Source organism: Amycolatopsis rhizosphaerae (assembly GCF_007713715.1).
GTDB lineage: Bacteria > Actinomycetota > Actinomycetes > Mycobacteriales > Pseudonocardiaceae > Amycolatopsis_E > Amycolatopsis_E rhizosphaerae.
The window spans coordinates 1-15,823 of sequence record NZ_VJWX01000116.1; the positions used below are offsets into that span (position 1 = coordinate 1).

The window sequence follows — 15,823 nt, forward strand, 5'->3', positions numbered from 1 at the left end:
GCGTGGCGGGCGTGGACGCCATCTGCGGCGGGTAGGGCGTGGCGGGCACGGTGCCGGACGAGGCGATCGGGCCGGGCACGTTCTGGGTGCGCATGCTGATGCCGTCGGCGGACACCTGGTGGGCGCCGAGCGCGACGGCCGTCTCCGGCTGGTCGAGGCTGGAGGGCACCACGCCGAGCTTCTCCGCGATCAGACTGCCGACCAGTGGCAACCGGCTCGAACCGCCGACAAGGAAGATCCCGGCCAGCCGGTCCGGGGTGAGTCCGGCGACGGCGATCATCCTGGACAGCAGTTCCACGCTTCGCAGCAGGGACGGCCGCACCAGCGCCTCCAGCTCGCCGCGGGTGACGAGCACGTCGGCGAACGGCTCCGGCATCGGCACTTCGGTCTGCGGATGACGGGACAGGGCCTCCTTCGCCGCCTTGACGTCCTCCTGCAGGGCGCGCCGGGCCCGCCGGTCGGCGGTCGATTCCGGGCGCAGGAGCCGTTGCCAGCGCTGCGGGTCCCGGTGGGAGACCTCCCGGCCGACGTGCACCATCAGCGCCTGGTCGACGTCGAGACCGCCGAGGTCGGGAAGTCCGTCCTCGGCGAGCACGGTGAACCCGGTCTGGGTCGCGCCCACCACGGCGACGTCGAAGGTGCCCGCCCCCAGGTCGTAGACGGCCAGCGCCTGTCCTGGCGCGAGGGTGCGGCCGGGGAAGGAGGCGAAGTGTGCGGCGGCGCCGACCGGTTCGGGCACCAGGTGGAGCGGGCAGCGGGCCCCGGCGAGCCTGGCCGCGGACAGCAGCACGTTGCGGCGCACCGGCCCCCACTGCGCGGGGTGGGTCAGCCGGATCTCGTCGGGCTGTTCCCCGCCCAGTTGCCGCGTCGTCTCGTCGAACACGCGCCGCAGTACCGCGGCCAGTGCCTCGTTGACCGGCACGACGTCCGTGCCCAGCAGGAGGGTCTGCTCGTCGACGCGCCGCTTGGGGTTCGGTTCGAAGCGGGTCGGGTCGAGCCTGGCCCGCCGCTCGGCGTCCCTGCCGACCACGAGGGTGCCGCCCTCCTCGGCGAACACCGCCGAGGGCATGGTCGCGGATCCGTCCACCTCCACCACGCGCGGTGGCATTCCGTGCGCGGAAAGTACGGCGACGGTGTTGGACGTGCCGAGGTCCACCGACAGGATCCGCAACGGTTCTCCCCCTTGTGATCGTCCTGGCCACCTTGATGGCACCGTGATGCTGCCATGCCGAGGCGGCCCCGTGTGTGCCACCCGCGCGAAACTGTCGGTGGGTGGGGTCAAGATGGACGACATGAGCGAAGACGTGCTCACCCTCTTCTCCCCCGCCACCCGGGACTGGTTCGCGGGGGCCTTCGCCGCGCCCACGCCGGCCCAGGCCGGGGCCTGGCGTGCGGCGCAGGTGGGAGAGCACGCCCTGGTCGTGGCCCCGACGGGCTCGGGGAAGACGCTGGCGGCGTTTCTGTGGGCGCTGGACCGCCTCGCCTGGGGACCGCCCCCGGAAACCCCGGCCCGGCGCTGCCGGGTCCTCTACGTCTCACCGTTGAAGGCGCTGGCGGTGGACGTGCAGCGGAACCTGCGGGCCCCGCTGGCGGGCATCTCGCAGGCGGCCCGGCGGCTCGGCCGGACCCCGCCCGAGATCACGGTGGGCATGCGCACCGGCGACACCCCGGCCGCGGAGCGCCGCTCGTTCGGCCGGACCCCGCCGGACATCCTGGTGACCACCCCGGAATCGCTGTTCCTGATCCTCACCTCCGCCGCCCGCGAATCGCTGCGGGGTGTCCGGACGGTGATCGTGGACGAGGTGCACGCGGTGGCGGGCGGCAAACGGGGGGCCCATCTGGCGCTGTCGCTCGAGCGGCTGGACGCGCTGCTGCCCCGGCCCGCGCAGCGGATCGGGCTGTCCGCGACGGTCCGCCCGGTGGACGAGGTGAGTGCCTTCCTCGGCGGTGGGCGGCCGGTCCGGGTGGTCCAGCCGAAGTCGGCGAAGACGATCGAGGTGCGGGTCGAGGTCCCGGTCGAGGACATGACCAACCTGGACACGGCCGCGGGCTCGCCCGGCGCCGTGCCGCTGCCGGGCGAGGACGGGATCGGCCAAGGGGAGGAGATCGGGGCCCCGGCGCGCCGTCCCTCGATCTGGCCCGCGGTGGAGGAGCGGGTGCTGGAGCTGATCCGGCGGCACCGGTCGACCATCGTGTTCGCCAACTCCCGCCGGCTCGCCGAGCGGTTGACGGCCCGGCTCAACGAACTGGCCGCCGAGCAGACGGAACTGCAAGCGGGACAACGATTTCCGGCCGAGGCGATCGGCGAGTCCGGACTGGCCACGGGAGCCGCGCCCACGGTGGCCATGGCGCATCACGGCTCCATGTCCCGTGAGCAGCGCACCAGGGTCGAAGAGGACCTGAAATCGGGCCGCCTGCCCTGTGTGGTCGCCACCTCCTCGCTCGAACTGGGCATCGACATGGGGGCGGTCGATCTCGTGGTGCAGATCGAGGCACCGCCCACGGTGGCCTCGGGACTGCAGCGGATCGGCCGCGCCGGACACCACGTGGGCGCGGTGTCCACCGGCGTGATGTTCCCGAAGTTCCGGGGCGATCTGGTGTCCTGCGCGGTGGTGTCCGAGCGGATGTCCGCCGGCGCCATCGAAGCGGTGCGCTATCCGCGCAACCCCCTGGACGTGCTGGCCCAGCACATCGTCTCGATGGTCGCGCTGGAGCCGTGGACGGTGCCCGAACTCGGCGCACTGGTGCGCCGCGCGGCGCCGTTCACCGCACTGCCCGACGACGCCCTGCTCGCCGTGCTCGACATGCTGGCGGGCCGGTACCCGAGCGAGGAGTTCGGCGAACTCCGTCCCCGGATCACCTGGGACAGGGTCACCGGGCAGTTGCGCGGCCGCCCGGGTGCGCAGCGGCTGGCGGTCACCTCGGGCGGGACCATCCCCGATCGCGGCCTGTTCACCGTGATGACCCCGGGAGACGAGGGCGCGCCCGGTTCGCGCGTGGGCGAGCTGGACGAGGAAATGGTCTACGAGTCCCGCGTCGGTGACACGATCCTGCTCGGCACCTCGTCGTGGCGGGTCACCGACATCACCCACGACCGCGTGATCGTGGTACCGGCACCGGGCGAGCCGGCCAGGATGCCCTTCTGGAAGGGCGACGCACCGGGGCGGCCGCTCGAACTCGGCCGCGCGCTGGGGTCCTTCGTCCGCGAACTGTCCACATCAGACAGCCAGGGGGCCGGGGAACGGGCCGCGGCGGCCGGGCTCGACGAACGGGCACGGAACAACCTGCTGGCCTACCTGGACGAGCAGCGCGCCGCCACCCGGCACATCCCCAACGACCGGACCATCCTGCTGGAGCGGTTCCGCGACGAGCTCGGGGATTGGCGGGTCGTCGTACACTCCCCGTTCGGCGCGCAGGTCAACGCGCCGTGGGCGCTGGCGATCGCGGCCCGGCTCCGGGAGAACCGCGGCCTCGACGCCCAGGTCATGCACGCCGACGACGGTATCGTGCTGCGCCTGCCCGACGCGCTGGACGACAGCGGCGCCGAGGTGACCATCGGCGCGGACGACGTGCTGATCGACCCGGAGGAGGTCGAGCAGCTCATCGTCGCCGAGGTGGGGGGTTCGGCCCTGTTCGCGGCCCGGTTCCGCGAGTGCGCAGCGCGGTCGCTGCTGCTCCCCCGGCGCGATCCCCGGCGGCGCACCCCGCTGTGGCAGCAGCGGCAGCGCGCCGCCCAGTTGCTGGCGGTGGCGGCGAAGTACGAACGGTTCCCGGTGGTACTGGAGGCCATGCGGGAATGCCTGCAGGACGTCTACGACGTCGGTGGCCTGCGCGAGCTGATGAGCGAGGTCCGGGCACGGCGGGTCCGGGTGGTCGAGGTGGAGACCCCCGCCGCCTCACCGTTCGCCCGCAGCCTGATGTTCGGCTACGTCGGGATGTTCCTCTACGAGACGGACGCACCGCTGGCGGAGCGGCGGGCCGCCGCGCTGTCGCTGGATTCGGCCCTGCTGGCCGAACTACTGGGCACCGAGGCGATCCGCGAACTGCTCGATCCCGAGGTGGTGGCCGAGGTCGAGCGGTCGCTGCAGCGGCTCGAGCCGGACCGGCACGCCCGGTCGGTCGAAGACGCCGCGGACCTGCTGCGCTTCCTCGGGGATCTGTCCGTGGACGAGGGAGCCGCCCGGGGAATCCAGAACGGCTGGTTCGACGAGCTCGTCGCGCAGCGCCGGGCGATCCCGGTGCGCATCGCCGGTTCCGAACGGTACCTGGCGATCGAAGATGCGGGCCGGGTACGGGACGCGCTGGGGGTGGCCCTGCCGATCGGCGTGCCCGAGGCGTTCACCGAACCGGTCGCCGATCCGCTCGGCGATCTACTGGCGCGCTACGCCCGCACCCGCGGGCCGTTTCCGGCCCGGCAGGCCGCCGAACGTTTCGGGCTGGGCACCGCGGTCGTCGCGGGGGTGCTGGACCGGCTGACCGCCGAAGGGCGGCTGGTCCGCGGCGAGCTGAGCCCGGTCGGCCATCCCGACACCCACGGTGTCGGGGTGGAATACTGCGACGCCGCCGTCCTGCGCCGGCTGCGCCGCGCCTCGCTCGCGCGGCTGCGGGCCGAGGTGGAACCGGTGGAACCGGCCGCGCTGGGCCGGTTCCTCCCGTCCTGGCACGGCATCGGGGCCCGGCTGCGGGCCGCGCCCACCGCGGACGACGTGCTGTCGGTGGTGGAGCAACTCGCGGGAGCTCCCCTGCCGGCGAGTGCGGTGGAGTCGCTGATCCTGCCGAGTCGCCTGCCCGGCTACTACCCGGCACTGCTGGACGAGCTGACCACGGCGGGCGAGGTGACCTGGGCCGGGTGCGGCACGCTGGCGGGCAACGACGGCTGGCTCGCGCTGGCTCCGTCCGATGTGGCCGACCTGCTTCTGCCCGAGCTCGAGGAAAATCCGCCCGACGGTCCGCTCCACGAAGCCGTACTGTCCGTTTTGGAGGGTGGGGCGCTGTTCTTCCGGCAGCTGGTGGACCGGGTGTCCCCGCTGGTGGACCAGGCGCCGAACGACGCCGAAGTGGTGGCGGCCCTGTGGGATCTGGTCTGGGCGGGGCAGGTCACCGGCGACACGCTCGGCCCGGTGCGCGCTCTGGTGTCCGGCCGCGGCGCGGCGCACAAACCGCGCCAGTCCGCACCGCGGGGCCGCTATGCCCGCATGCGGGCGGGCCGTCCCGCGATGCCCTCGCGCACCGGCCCGCCGACCGTGGCGGGCCGTTGGGGGCTCACCCCGTTACGCGAAACGGACCCGACCCGGCGCACCTACGCGCGGACGGAGGCGTTCCTCGAACGGCACGGGGTGCTGACCCGGGGCGCACTGGAAACGGAACGGGTGACCGGCGGTTTTTCCGGGATCTACAAGGTTCTGCGGGGAATGGAGGATTCCGGGCAGGTCATCCGGGGTTACGTCGTCGAGGGTCTCGGCGCGGCCCAGTTCGCGGCGCGCGGGGCGGTGGACCGGTTGCGGGCCCTGTCGGACACCACCCCGGGTCGCCGCCCGGTGGACGCCGTGGTGCTCGCGGCGACGGATCCGGCCCAGCCCTACGGGGCCGCGCTCGCCTGGCCCGCCCCGGCGGGTGAGACGAAACACCGTCCCGCGCGTAAGGCCGGTGCGCTGGTGGTGCTGGTCGACGGGCGGCCCGTCCTTTACGTCGAACGCGGCGGCCGGTCACTGCTTTCCTTCACGGACAACGAAACCTCCCTGCGCGCGGCCGCTCAGGCTCTGGCCGGCGCGGTGCGGGAAGGCTGGTTGGGTCAGCTCGCGGTGCAGCGTGCCGACGGGGAGCAGGCGCTGACCTCGGCACTGGCCGAGATCCTGCGCGACGCCGGCTTTCGCGCCACGCCGAAGGGGCTTCGCCTGCGCGCGTGAACGAACCGCCGCCCCCGTCCGGCGTTCGGCGGGCGGTTCCGGGGCACACCGTAAACTCGGGACCGGCAGAGAGGATGAGCGACGATGGCGATGCGGGACCTGCGGTACTTCGGGGATCCGGTACTGAAGACGCCCTGCGACCCGGTGACCCGGTTCGACCGGGCGGTCGAGCAACTGGTGACCGACCTGCTCGACTCGGTCAAGCCCGCGGGCAGGGCAGGCCTGGCGGCACCGCAGATCGGCGTGGGGCTCCGCGTGTTCAGCTACGACGTCGACGGCCTGACCGGATACGTGATCAATCCCGAGATCGTGGAACTGTCCGAGGAGACCCACGAGATCGGCGAAGGCTGCCTGTCGGTACCCGAGCTGCGGTTCCCGGTCGTCCGCGCGAAGCGGGCCGTGGTCCGCGGTGTGGACATCCGCAACGAACCCGTTGTGGTGGAGGGAAAGGACGTGCTGGCGCAGTGTCTCCAGCACGAGACCGACCATCTCGACGGGATGCTGTACCTGGACCGGCTGGCGAAGGATCGCAAACGGGAGGCGCTGAGCGAGGCCAGGAAGCACGACTGGTTCTGGCGCCGCTAGTTTCGCCACCTGCGACGATGGGTCTGAATCTTGAGTCTCGCCAACCACCGGCCCATCGACCTCGAAGCTGCGCTCTACGACACGGAGACGAAATGGTGAAGCTGGGCATCAGCGGACACCGCGGCCTGCCGCCGGACACGGTCCGCCTCGTGGACCAGGCGTTGCGGACAGAGGTCGCGCGGCGCACGGACGGCGGCCTTGTCGGGTACTCCTGCATCGCCGACGGCGCGGACGCCCTGTTCGCCGAGGCGGTCCTCCAAGCCGGCGGAGATCTGGTCGTGGTCGTACCGGCCGCGAAGTACCGGGAAGGCCTGCCCGTCGAGCACCATCCCGTGTACGACCGGCTCATGGCGAGCGCTGGCGAGGTGATCCAGCTCGACCACGTGGAGTCGACGTCCGAGGCGCACCAGGACGGCAGTGTCCGCCTCCTCAAGGAGGTCGACGAACTGCTGGCGGTGTGGGACGGCCTTCCAGCCCGTGGTTACGGCGGCACAGCGGACGTGGTCGCCGCAGCCCGTGAACACGGCGTGCCGGTCACCGTGGTGTGGCCCGAGGGCGCTACCCGGGGCCAGTGACGACACAGGTCCCGGCTCTCACACGGAGCCGGAGCCTGTGTGCGTGCGCGTCTATCGGTACCGATTCTGGATCGGGGCCCAGGCGCGCGCTCGACGATCTTCTCCGGCTGTGAGTAGTCCTCACCATGGTTCGGGGTTGGCAAACGTCGCCGCCTGCGGCGATGGGTCCGTTTCTCGTCGGAGCAGGGACATGAAAGCGACTGCGCGGCGTCACCTCCTAACACCTGTCGGGCACGCGTGGCACTGCCCGTTCCGGCAGGCTGATCCGCAGCAGGCCCTCCTCCTCCGGCGGTTCGGGAACGAGCCCGGCCCGGATCGCGGTGCGATAGACGCTGTCCCGCCCGGGGAGCGAGACCGCCATCAGCCTTCGGTGCCCGCGGGCGGCCGCGATGACACCCAGCCGGGCCATCAGCGCCGTGCCGACCCCGTTGCGCTGCCATGCGTCCTGCACCAGCAGCGAGATCTCCGCGATCTCCCCGGATGCGCCGGGGATGAGCTGACCGAGGCCGACGACCTCGCGCCCGCAGATCGCGAGCAGGCTGATTCCGCGTGGCGGCACGAGCAGCCGGTGCAGCCAGCGGCGCGGCATGCTGCGCATGCCGGTGTGGTAGCGCTGGAACAGCGTTTCCATCGAGCAGCGGCCGTGCAGTGCGGAGACGGCTTCCGCGTCACCGGGCATTCCCTGTCGCAACACGATGGCGGTGCCGTCGGCGCAGGTCGCCACGGCGGGACCGGCCACATTGGCCCGCGCGCTGTCCAACAGGCCGAGCAGTGCTTCGGCGCGGGTGAGTTCCAGCTGCACGAACGGCGCCCATCGGCGGCGCGCCACGAGCGCACGGTCGCTGTCGACGGTGAACACGGCGCGATGACCGCTCTCGGTGCGACCGGGGTTCGCCTCGGTCAGTGGCACCACGGTCACCAGGTCCGCGGAAAGGACTTCGCGCAGCACTTCGGCGTACCGCGACGGGTCTTCGATCGCCCGTCCCGCCGAGGCCAGCGTGGCCGCCGAGGCGTCCACCAGTTCCCGGATGTCGCCGTCCGCGATCGCGGAGCACTCGCAGCCCTCGTCCCGGATCGCGCGGACGAGCTGGTCCTTGGTCAGCCCGGTGGCGGGCCGGATCACCATCTCGTCGAGCACGCCCCCGGGGACGGGCAGCACGGTCAGGCCGAGGATGTTGCACTCCAGGTCGGCCATGCGGATGGCGATCCGGGCGAGCATGCCCGGGCGGTCGTCCATCCGGATCCGCAGCCGCCAGGTGGCCGAGGTGGTTTCCGTCGCCAGCGCCGCGGGCCAGGTCTCGGGCGGTTCCGCAGCGGTTGTCCGTCGAGCACGCCGAATCTCCATTCCATCACGGTCGCCCCCGGTTGTTGCTGGTCGAGGACATCCGTGTTTCGCCCTTGTCAGGACTGGGATCGACTACGCAACGCGACCGAAACACGACGACGGGTGCGACGCCGGGCGGCGGCCGGAGCGATCGCGCGGACGAACCTGGTGGCGGCGAACGCTTCGCTCTAGGCTCTGGTTGTGGGTCAATCCACGAGACAGCGGTGATGCCGCCGCACGCCTCGCGCGCCTCCCGCAAGCGCGGCGAGAGGAGGGAACGGCACCGTGAGTAGCGATAACCGGTCCTGGGAACACACTGGGGAACACACGCGCACCGCGACGCAGGTGCCCGGCTCTCCGGAACCGTCCGCGCCCGTCCACCACGAAGAGATCGCACTGGAACTCGGGCAGATCATCGACACGCACCTTTTCCACGCCGCGATGGCCCTGCACGCCGCGATGCCGATGAGCGACCGCGACGAACTCGGGACCCGGTTGCGGACCGCCCTGGGTGAACTCGACTCCGCGATCAGCAAAATCCGCTCCGCGGTCTACCGGCGGCGCTTCCACTGAAATCGGGCGGTGGGGCGCCACGCGGGCGGCCCCCGGGGTGCCGCGCGAGCGCGGCACCCCGGATTTCCCTTGTCCAGCAACGCTTCCCCACGTCCTGAAACTATCGGGTGGCCAGCCTCAGCAACGCCCAGAACTGCCCGATGGCGTCCTCGTCGCCGTCCCAGGTGACCGACTGGTGCCCCTGTCTTCCCCACGACCACAGGTAGACGGGCATCGGCGAGCCGGAGACGAGTCCGTCGGCCTGCGCGGCCTCCTCGGCGGAGCAGCGCCGGGCTTCGGTCTGCCCGGGCCCCGCCCGGGCGATCCAGTGGTGTCCGGCGACCTGGACGGCGACGGATCTGCCGGTGGTGCCCGACAGGCCGAGCATCGGCAGCCGCCCGCCGAACCAGACCGTGAGGGCCTCGTCCACGCCGTCCGTCGCGAGGTCCTCGGCGATCGGGGTGATCGGCGTGCCCGCCGCCTCCTGCACGTCGTACCGGTGGACCGTGGTTTCGTGGGCCAGCCGGCGCATCCAGAAGCCGTAGGTCTGGTCCTGCGGCCACCATCCGGCGGCCCGCTCCCGCGGGTCATGCCCGGACAGTTCGCCGAGCAACTCCGCCAGCCCCGTCCGCAGGTAGTCCTCAAGGGACTGTCCCGGCGCCGGATTCCGCGGCCATTCCCGGGGCGCTTCCCCGCCGGTGAGCCACCGGCGGGCGACCCGGTAGACCCCGCCGACATGGCGGGCGACCTCGCCGATGGTGAACCCGGGGCAGGCGGGCACCGGGGTGTCCACCGGCGCCGCCTTGGCCGCCTCGGCGAGCAGTTCCACTTCGATCCCGAGCACCTCCAGGAAGCGGCCGTGCTCGATCAACGCTTTCCCGGCCATCAGCCGCTCGGGGTCCTTCCCCGGCCCGCGGGCGTGCCGCACTGCCGGGGGAGCGGCAGGCCATCGCTGACCCGCCTGCCCTGCACGATCCGGTCCGCCAGCACGAGGAACTGGGCGGCCTGGCGGAGCAGGTCGTCGGCGGAGCGGGCGGTGATGCGGCGCGTGATCCCGGCCTGCGCGGCGGCCTGGGTGGCCGAGTTCGCGGCGAAGAACGCGGCCCACTCACCCAGTTCCGGGGCGGCGGCTTCGAGCAGGACCCAGACGCTGGCCGGGCGGGCACGGCCCCGGTGCGGCCGGCCACGGGCCGCGAGGACCGCGGCTCCGGCGCGCAGGGCGGCCAGGTAGGAAGCGATGAACCTCGGCGCCGGGTCCGTGGCGTACTCGGCTTCGGTGAGGCCGCGCTGGGCCTCCTTCAACAGGGCCACCGCGGCGGGTGCCGCAGGTGGCCGCAACGGCAGTGGCAGCACGGGCTGGTGCGCTCCGCTGCGCGACGCGGCGGTAACGGACATGGCCCCTCCCTGTTCGTGACGATGGTGGCGAGTCCCCGGTGCCGAGGCGCTTCCCCCGCCCCGGCACCGGGCATCTCACCGGCGAACGCTCCACCGGGTGTCGAACCTTTGTTCGAGCAAGGTCCAGCGTAACTTCGAACAGATGTTCGTTCAAGTCCCCGACATGGTGACCTGACTCAAGCGTCTTCGCAGGTTGCCCAGCGTTTCGACCCCCTCGGCGATGGCCGAGGCCGAGTTCGCCGCGTACCCGAGCACGAGCCCCGGGTTCCCCGGTCGCTGCCGGTGCCACGACAGCGGCTGCACCTTCACGCCCCGGTCGAGCGCGGCCGCCGCCAGTTCGGTGTCGGCGAACCCGTCGTCGAAGGTGATCACCAGGTGCAGGCCGGCGGCCGCGCCGTGCACCCGCGCGTCCGGCAGCCAGGTCCTGATCGCCTCGATCATCGCGTCCCGGCGGCGCCGGTGCCGCCGCCTCAGCAGGCGCAACTGCCGTTCCAGCTCCCCCGAGGTCATCAGCTCCCCCAGTACCAGCTGCGGCAGGATCGCGTTGCCGAGATCGGCGTCGCGCTTGGCCGCCACCACCGCGTCCCGGTACTTCTCCGGCACCAGCAGCCAACCCACTCGAAGCGCCGGGGCCAGCAGCTTCGACACGCTCCCGGCGTAGCAGACCTCGGCGAGCATCGAGCGCAGCGCGGGCACCGGCGGCCGGTCGTAGCGGTGCTCGGCGTCGTAGTCGTCCTCGATGACCAGACCGCCCTCGCGCGCCCAGCTCAGCAGCTCACGCCGACGCTGCCCGTCGAGGACAACGCCGGTGGGGAACTGGTGCGCCGGGGTCAGCAGCACCGCGGGCGCCCCGGAGGCCCGCAGCTCACCGACCACCAGGCCGCCGGAGTCCACCGGGATCGGCGGCGTGCGCATCCCCCGGCCCCGCAGGTAGAGCCGCGCCCCCAGCGAGCTGGGGTCCTCCACGGCGACGGTGCCGATCCCCTCGTCCCGCAGGACCTGCGCCAGCAGTCCCAGCGCTTGCGCGACACCGGCCATGATGGTCACTTCCTCCGGGCTCACCGCGATCCCGCGGTACCGGGCCAGCCAGTCCGCCACCGCCCGCCGGAAGGCCGGTGCGCCGCGAGGATCGCCGTAGCCGAATTCCGCGGGCGACAGCTCACCCAGCACCTTGCGTTCGGCCCGCAGCCAAGCGGTGCGCGGGAAGGCGGCCAGATCCGGCACCCCGGGCGAAAGGTCGATCCGGGCCGGGATGGCGCGTAACGACTCGATGATCCCGGCCTCCGGTTCCGCGGTGAACACCGCGGCCGACGCGGCACGCATCGGCACCTCCACCGGTGCCGGCGCGGCGGGCGCGGCGACCACCACGGTGCCCGCACGGCCCCGGCCCGCGACCTGCCCGTCCTCGGCGAGACGCTGGTAGACCTCGGTGACCACGCCGCGGGAAACCCGCAGTTCCGCCGCGAGCACCCGGCTGGGCGGCAGCCGGGTGCCCACCGGGAGGCGGCCCTGCGCGATGGCGAGCCGCAGCCGCGTGGTGAGCCAGTCGGTCACACCGCCGGACGGGGCTTCGGCGAGGTTCAGCTGGAGGAAGTCGGCGCCGATTTTGGACCTGTCACCGGCGGCGTCTTTGGACCTGTCCACCGGACCATTCTGACGCCAGGCTGACCGGTATGGAGATCGTTTCCCGGGCGCGGAGCCTTTTCACGGGGATCTGCGCGATGGCGCTGGTCGGCAGCAGCGTCGGCGTGTCCCGCACCCTGACCACCGCGCCGCTGCTCACCGCCCAGGCACTCCGGTACGCCTTGGCCTCACTGATCCTGCTGGGGCTCGCGAAGCTCACCGGGGCACCGATCCGGCGGCCGCGGGGCCGGGAATGGCTGTGGCTGGCCGGGGTCGCCGCCAGTGGGCTCGTGCTGTTCAACGTCGCCGTCGTGCACGGGGTCGCCCATGCGGAACCGGCGGTCGCCGTCGCGTGCGTGCCCGTCGTGCTCGGCCTGGCGGGCCCGCTGCTGGAACGGCGGCGGCCCAGCCGCCGGGTCCTCGCGGCCGCGGCCGTGGTCACCGCCGGGAGCGTGCTGGTGGCGGGCATCGGCCGGGCCGATGCGGCCGGGATCGGCTGGGCCGTGGTCACCCTGCTCTGCGAAGCCGGGTTCACCCTGCTCGCCGTGCCGGTGCTGCCACGGCACGGCGCATGGGGGGTGTCGCTGCATTCGGTGTGGATGGGCGCCGCGATGCTGCTGGTACTGGGGCTCGTCACCGAGGGCGAGGGCGCCGCGGCCTCGCTCACCCCGATCCAGTGGGCCTCCATCGGCTACCTGGCGGTGCTGGTGACCGCGGTCGCCTTCCTGCTGTGGTACTCGACGGTGGCCGCGCTCGGTTCGGACCGGGTCGGTCTGCTCACCGGTGTCGCCCCGGTTGCGGCCGCCCTCGCCGGGGGCGGCCCCTCCACCCCGTTCGTCTGGTTCGGTATCGCCGTCGTCGTCGCGGGCCTCGCCGTGGGCCTCGGCACGCCCGCCCTCCGGCGGCGCGCCACACGATCGGGTGAGCCGCGGAACCAGGGCCGCGGGGAGGGCGACCTGCACAGCGTCACGCCGGGCCGGTCCGCCGCGCCGCCCACCGGTCCGGCGTCACACCACTGACCTTGCTGACGTGCGCGAGGGGGTCCCTCACCACCCTTTGGCGCAGAAGCAGTGCGCGACGCGAAGGGCCCCGGTGCGGAATCGGTCTCCATGCACCGGGGCCCACCTGCGGCGCCGAATCAGTTCACTTGCACCCGGAGCAGCAGCCGCAGCCCGATCCCGAGCACGAGCCGCACGAGTTCCCACAGCAACCCTTCACAATGCACCTCCCTTCGCGATGATCTTGCTATCCGACCGTCGCCGTGCTGGTCGTCGCGTTCCGGCCTGCGGTTCCGAGGTGTCACCCGAAGGTGTGGATAGCCTTGACAGGGACGCAGAGGACCGGATGTCGGTTATCACAATCACCCCAATGGCCCATCGGCGGCGAAAACCGAAGTGCCGTCCCGGCCTGCACGACTGCCTATGGTGCTACCAGCAGGTACCTCGGGATCACCTGTGTCCGAGTAGCGACGAGGTCACCCGCAGGCCGCCGTACATTCAAAAGAACTGCGCAAGGTGCGACGAATCGTATCGTCGCCAGAAGGGCGAGCCGTGGCTCGATAAGATCGAGACGGGATAGCAAAAAATGACGGGCAGAACCGAAAAATCGACGCCGTCCGGACAGCTGCGGGTGCTGGTCGACGACGTCAAGTCCGGGGTGCTGGACGGGCTGCTGGCTCCCGCCTGACCGGCGGGGGAACTTTCCGGCGCGAGCGGGCGACCTGGACGGGCGAGAAGACCCGGCACGAAGGAAGGTCGTTTCCGCCATGCTGCTCAGGCGTCTGTCCGTTTCGCTGGTGCTCGCCGTCGCGGCCCTGGTGGCCGCCGCACCGGTGGCGATGGCCCACACCGGACTCGAAAGCAGTGATCCGGCCGACGGGGCGTCGCTGTCCGCGGCGCCCCAGCAGGTGCGGCTGAAGTTCGGCGAGGCCGTCACCCTGCCCGCGGACCCGGTCAGGGTGACCGGGCCCGGCGGTGCGCGGTGGACGGTCGGCAAGGCGACCGTCGACGGCTCGACCGTCACCGTTGGGGTGCGGGCCGACGGCCCGGCCGGCGCCTACGTGCTCGACTACACGGTCGTCTCCGACGACGGCGACCAGGTCAAGGGTTCGGTGCGGTTCACGCTCACCACGGTCGCGGGCACGAGCAGCGGCGCACCTTCGGCCGCCGTCGCCTGGATCGCGCTCGCGGTGGCCGTGGTCGCCGTGGTGGCCGGTGTGGTGACCGGCCGGGCGAGGCGCTCCTAAGGGACACGGCATCGCCCGCCGAGGCCGGCTCGTGATCTCATATCGGTATGAGCAGCTTCGACCACCCGGCGATAGCGAAGGTCGCCGCGGCGCTCGCCGAGGCGGGCCTGCACGATGCCGCGCAGGGAATCCGCGTTCTCCCCGCCGAAGCGCGCACCGCCGCGCAGGCCGCCGAAGCGCTCGGGGTCGAGGTCGGGGCGATCGCGAACAGCCTGATCTTCCGCGCCGTCTTCCCCGACCGCGAGGCACCCCTGCTGGCGCTGACCTCCGGCGCGCACCGCGCGGACACCGCCACGCTCGCGGCGCTCGCCGGCGCCACCTCGGTGGAAAAGGCCAGCCCCGCCTTCGTCAAGGAGCACACCGGGCAGGTCATCGGCGGAGTGGCCCCCACCGGGCACCCCAGCCCCGTGCCGACGCTGGTGGACACCGCCCTGCGGCGGTACGAGGTGGTGTGGGCCGCCGCCGGGCACGCCAAGTCCGTCTTCCCCACCACCTTCGACGATCTCCTCACCCTCACCGGCGGGCGGGCCGCGGACGTCGCCGCGGAGCCGGGTGCATGACCACCGTGGCAGCACAGTTCGTTCGCCTGTCCGCCGACGATTTCCGCGACCGCCTGCGGGAGGCGCTGGCGATCTACGTCGAGGCGATGCGCTACCCGCCGTCGACCGCCGAGCAGCGGGCACCGATGTGGCTCACCCATGCCCTGCGCGAGGGCTGGCGCGGGGTGGCCGCGCTGGACGCCGAAGGCAGGATGCTCGGCATCGCCTACGGTTACCGCGGCAATCCGGGCCAGTGGTGGCACGAGCAGGTGCGGCGCGGCCTGGTCAAGCGCAGCGGCGAAGCGGCCGCCGAAGCCTGGCTGGGCGACTACTTCGAACTGACCGAGATCCACGTGCGGCCCGGGAACCAGGGCGCGGGCATCGGCGAGGTGCTGCTGCGGCAACTGCTGGAGGGCGTGCCGGACCGGCACGTCCTGCTGTCCACTCCGGAGGGTCCCACCCGCGCCTGGCGGCTGTACCGGCGGCTCGGTTTCGTCGACGTGCTCCGCGACTACCATTTCGCCGGTGACCCCAGGCCGTTCGCGATCCTGGGCCGTACCCTGCCGCTCGACCCGCCCGGCGGCCCCGGCAGCTAGGACCACGTCCAGCAACGTTGGTTGCCGTGAGGGGGCACCTCACGGGACCAGGACGACCTTCCCTGTGGCTTGGTTGTTCTCCATGTGCCGGTGGGCCGCGACGATGTCGTCCAGGCCGAAGACGCGGTCGACGTTGGGCCGGTAGACGCCTGCCTCGACCTCGTGGACGATCCGCTGCAAGACGGGCCTGCCCGCGCTGCCCTTGAGGTTGTCGCTGTGGAAGGCCGTGAGCCTGGTTCCCGACGGGATCATCGCTATCGGTTCGAAGTCCGGGATCAGCCACCCGCTGAGCGAGCCCGTCACACACACCGTCCCGCCAGGGCGGACCAGGTGCAGCGAGTCCACCGCCGTCACCGCCCCGACGAGATCCAGAACGTGGTCCGGTCCCCCGGGCCAGACCGAGTGCAGACCCGCCGCCAGCGGTCCACAGGCGTCCACGAGCACGTAGTCGGCACCGGACGCGGTCAGGGCACCGGTCTTGTC

Annotated in this window: 14 protein-coding genes; 8 read left to right on the forward strand and 6 right to left on the reverse strand. The window is 72.4% G+C overall.

Going from position 1 to position 15,823, the window contains the following annotated elements:
* Positions 1-1,171: Hsp70 family protein (locus FNH05_RS14110; protein WP_144588249.1), on the reverse strand; the 1,171-nt coding region annotated here is incomplete at its 3' end.
* A 112-nt stretch (positions 1,172-1,283) separates the two neighbouring features.
* Between FNH05_RS14110 and FNH05_RS14115 the strand changes: the two genes are divergently transcribed.
* The 3 genes from FNH05_RS14115 to FNH05_RS14125 all read left to right on the forward strand — a co-directional run bounded on the left by FNH05_RS14115 (position 1,284) and on the right by FNH05_RS14125 (position 7,066).
* Positions 1,284-5,906: an ATP-dependent helicase gene (locus FNH05_RS14115; protein ID WP_186382542.1), complete on the forward strand. Its 4,623-nt coding sequence runs from the start codon at positions 1,284-1,286 to the stop codon at positions 5,904-5,906.
* An 84-nt stretch (positions 5,907-5,990) separates the two neighbouring features.
* Positions 5,991-6,491, forward strand: a complete 501-nt coding sequence (def, locus tag FNH05_RS14120; protein WP_144588251.1) for a peptide deformylase — start codon at positions 5,991-5,993, stop codon at positions 6,489-6,491.
* 92 nt (positions 6,492-6,583) lie between these two features.
* On the forward strand, positions 6,584-7,066 hold the full coding sequence (locus FNH05_RS14125; protein ID WP_186382540.1) for a hypothetical protein: 483 nt from the start codon (positions 6,584-6,586) through the stop codon (positions 7,064-7,066).
* A 217-nt stretch (positions 7,067-7,283) separates the two neighbouring features.
* On the opposite strand, the gene FNH05_RS14130 is transcribed toward FNH05_RS14125, so the two are convergent.
* A complete protein-coding gene (locus FNH05_RS14130) occupies positions 7,284-8,411 on the reverse strand; it encodes a GNAT family N-acetyltransferase (RefSeq protein WP_144588253.1) in 1,128 nt (375 codons plus the stop codon).
* A 264-nt stretch (positions 8,412-8,675) separates the two neighbouring features.
* Between FNH05_RS14130 and FNH05_RS14135 the strand changes: the two genes are divergently transcribed.
* Positions 8,676-8,963 (forward strand): hypothetical protein, encoded by a 288-nt coding sequence (locus tag FNH05_RS14135; RefSeq protein WP_144588254.1) that lies wholly within the window; start codon positions 8,676-8,678, stop codon positions 8,961-8,963.
* A 100-nt stretch (positions 8,964-9,063) separates the two neighbouring features.
* On the opposite strand, the gene FNH05_RS14140 is transcribed toward FNH05_RS14135, so the two are convergent.
* From FNH05_RS14140 to pdxR, 3 genes are all read right to left on the reverse strand, one after another.
* Positions 9,064-9,828, reverse strand: a complete 765-nt coding sequence (locus tag FNH05_RS14140; RefSeq protein WP_144588256.1) for a maleylpyruvate isomerase family mycothiol-dependent enzyme — start codon at positions 9,826-9,828, stop codon at positions 9,064-9,066.
* Positions 9,828-10,337: an SAV_6107 family HEPN domain-containing protein gene (locus FNH05_RS14145; protein WP_186382541.1), complete on the reverse strand. Its 510-nt coding sequence runs from the start codon at positions 10,335-10,337 to the stop codon at positions 9,828-9,830. The genes FNH05_RS14140 and FNH05_RS14145 overlap by 1 nt, the downstream gene beginning before the upstream one ends.
* Before the next feature lie 150 nt (positions 10,338-10,487).
* Entirely contained in the window at positions 10,488-11,981 is a 1,494-nt protein-coding gene (gene pdxR, locus FNH05_RS14150) for a MocR-like pyridoxine biosynthesis transcription factor PdxR (protein ID WP_144588258.1), read from the reverse strand.
* Positions 11,982-12,010: 29 nt separating this feature from the next.
* On the opposite strand from pdxR, the gene FNH05_RS14155 reads away from it, so the two are divergent.
* The 4 genes from FNH05_RS14155 to FNH05_RS14170 all read left to right on the forward strand — a co-directional run bounded on the left by FNH05_RS14155 (position 12,011) and on the right by FNH05_RS14170 (position 15,340).
* Positions 12,011-12,979, forward strand: coding sequence for a DMT family transporter (locus FNH05_RS14155; protein ID WP_144588260.1), 969 nt, complete (start codon positions 12,011-12,013; stop codon positions 12,977-12,979).
* A gap of 746 nt (positions 12,980-13,725) precedes the next feature.
* Positions 13,726-14,205 carry a copper resistance CopC family protein gene (locus tag FNH05_RS14160; RefSeq protein WP_144588262.1) on the forward strand — a complete coding sequence of 160 codons (480 nt, stop codon included), beginning with the start codon at positions 13,726-13,728 and terminating at the stop codon, positions 14,203-14,205.
* Between the two features lie 47 nt (positions 14,206-14,252).
* Complete coding sequence (locus tag FNH05_RS14165; protein WP_144588264.1) at positions 14,253-14,765, forward strand: YbaK/EbsC family protein; 513 nt, start codon at positions 14,253-14,255, stop codon at positions 14,763-14,765.
* Entirely contained in the window at positions 14,762-15,340 is a 579-nt protein-coding gene (locus FNH05_RS14170; protein WP_144588266.1) for a GNAT family N-acetyltransferase, read from the forward strand. Before FNH05_RS14165 ends, FNH05_RS14170 begins: the two co-directional genes overlap by 4 nt.
* 39 nt (positions 15,341-15,379) lie before the next feature.
* Here FNH05_RS14170 and FNH05_RS14175 read toward each other — a convergent pair.
* On the reverse strand, positions 15,380-15,823 hold a 444-nt coding region (locus tag FNH05_RS14175), incomplete at its 5' end, for a zinc-binding dehydrogenase (RefSeq protein WP_144588268.1).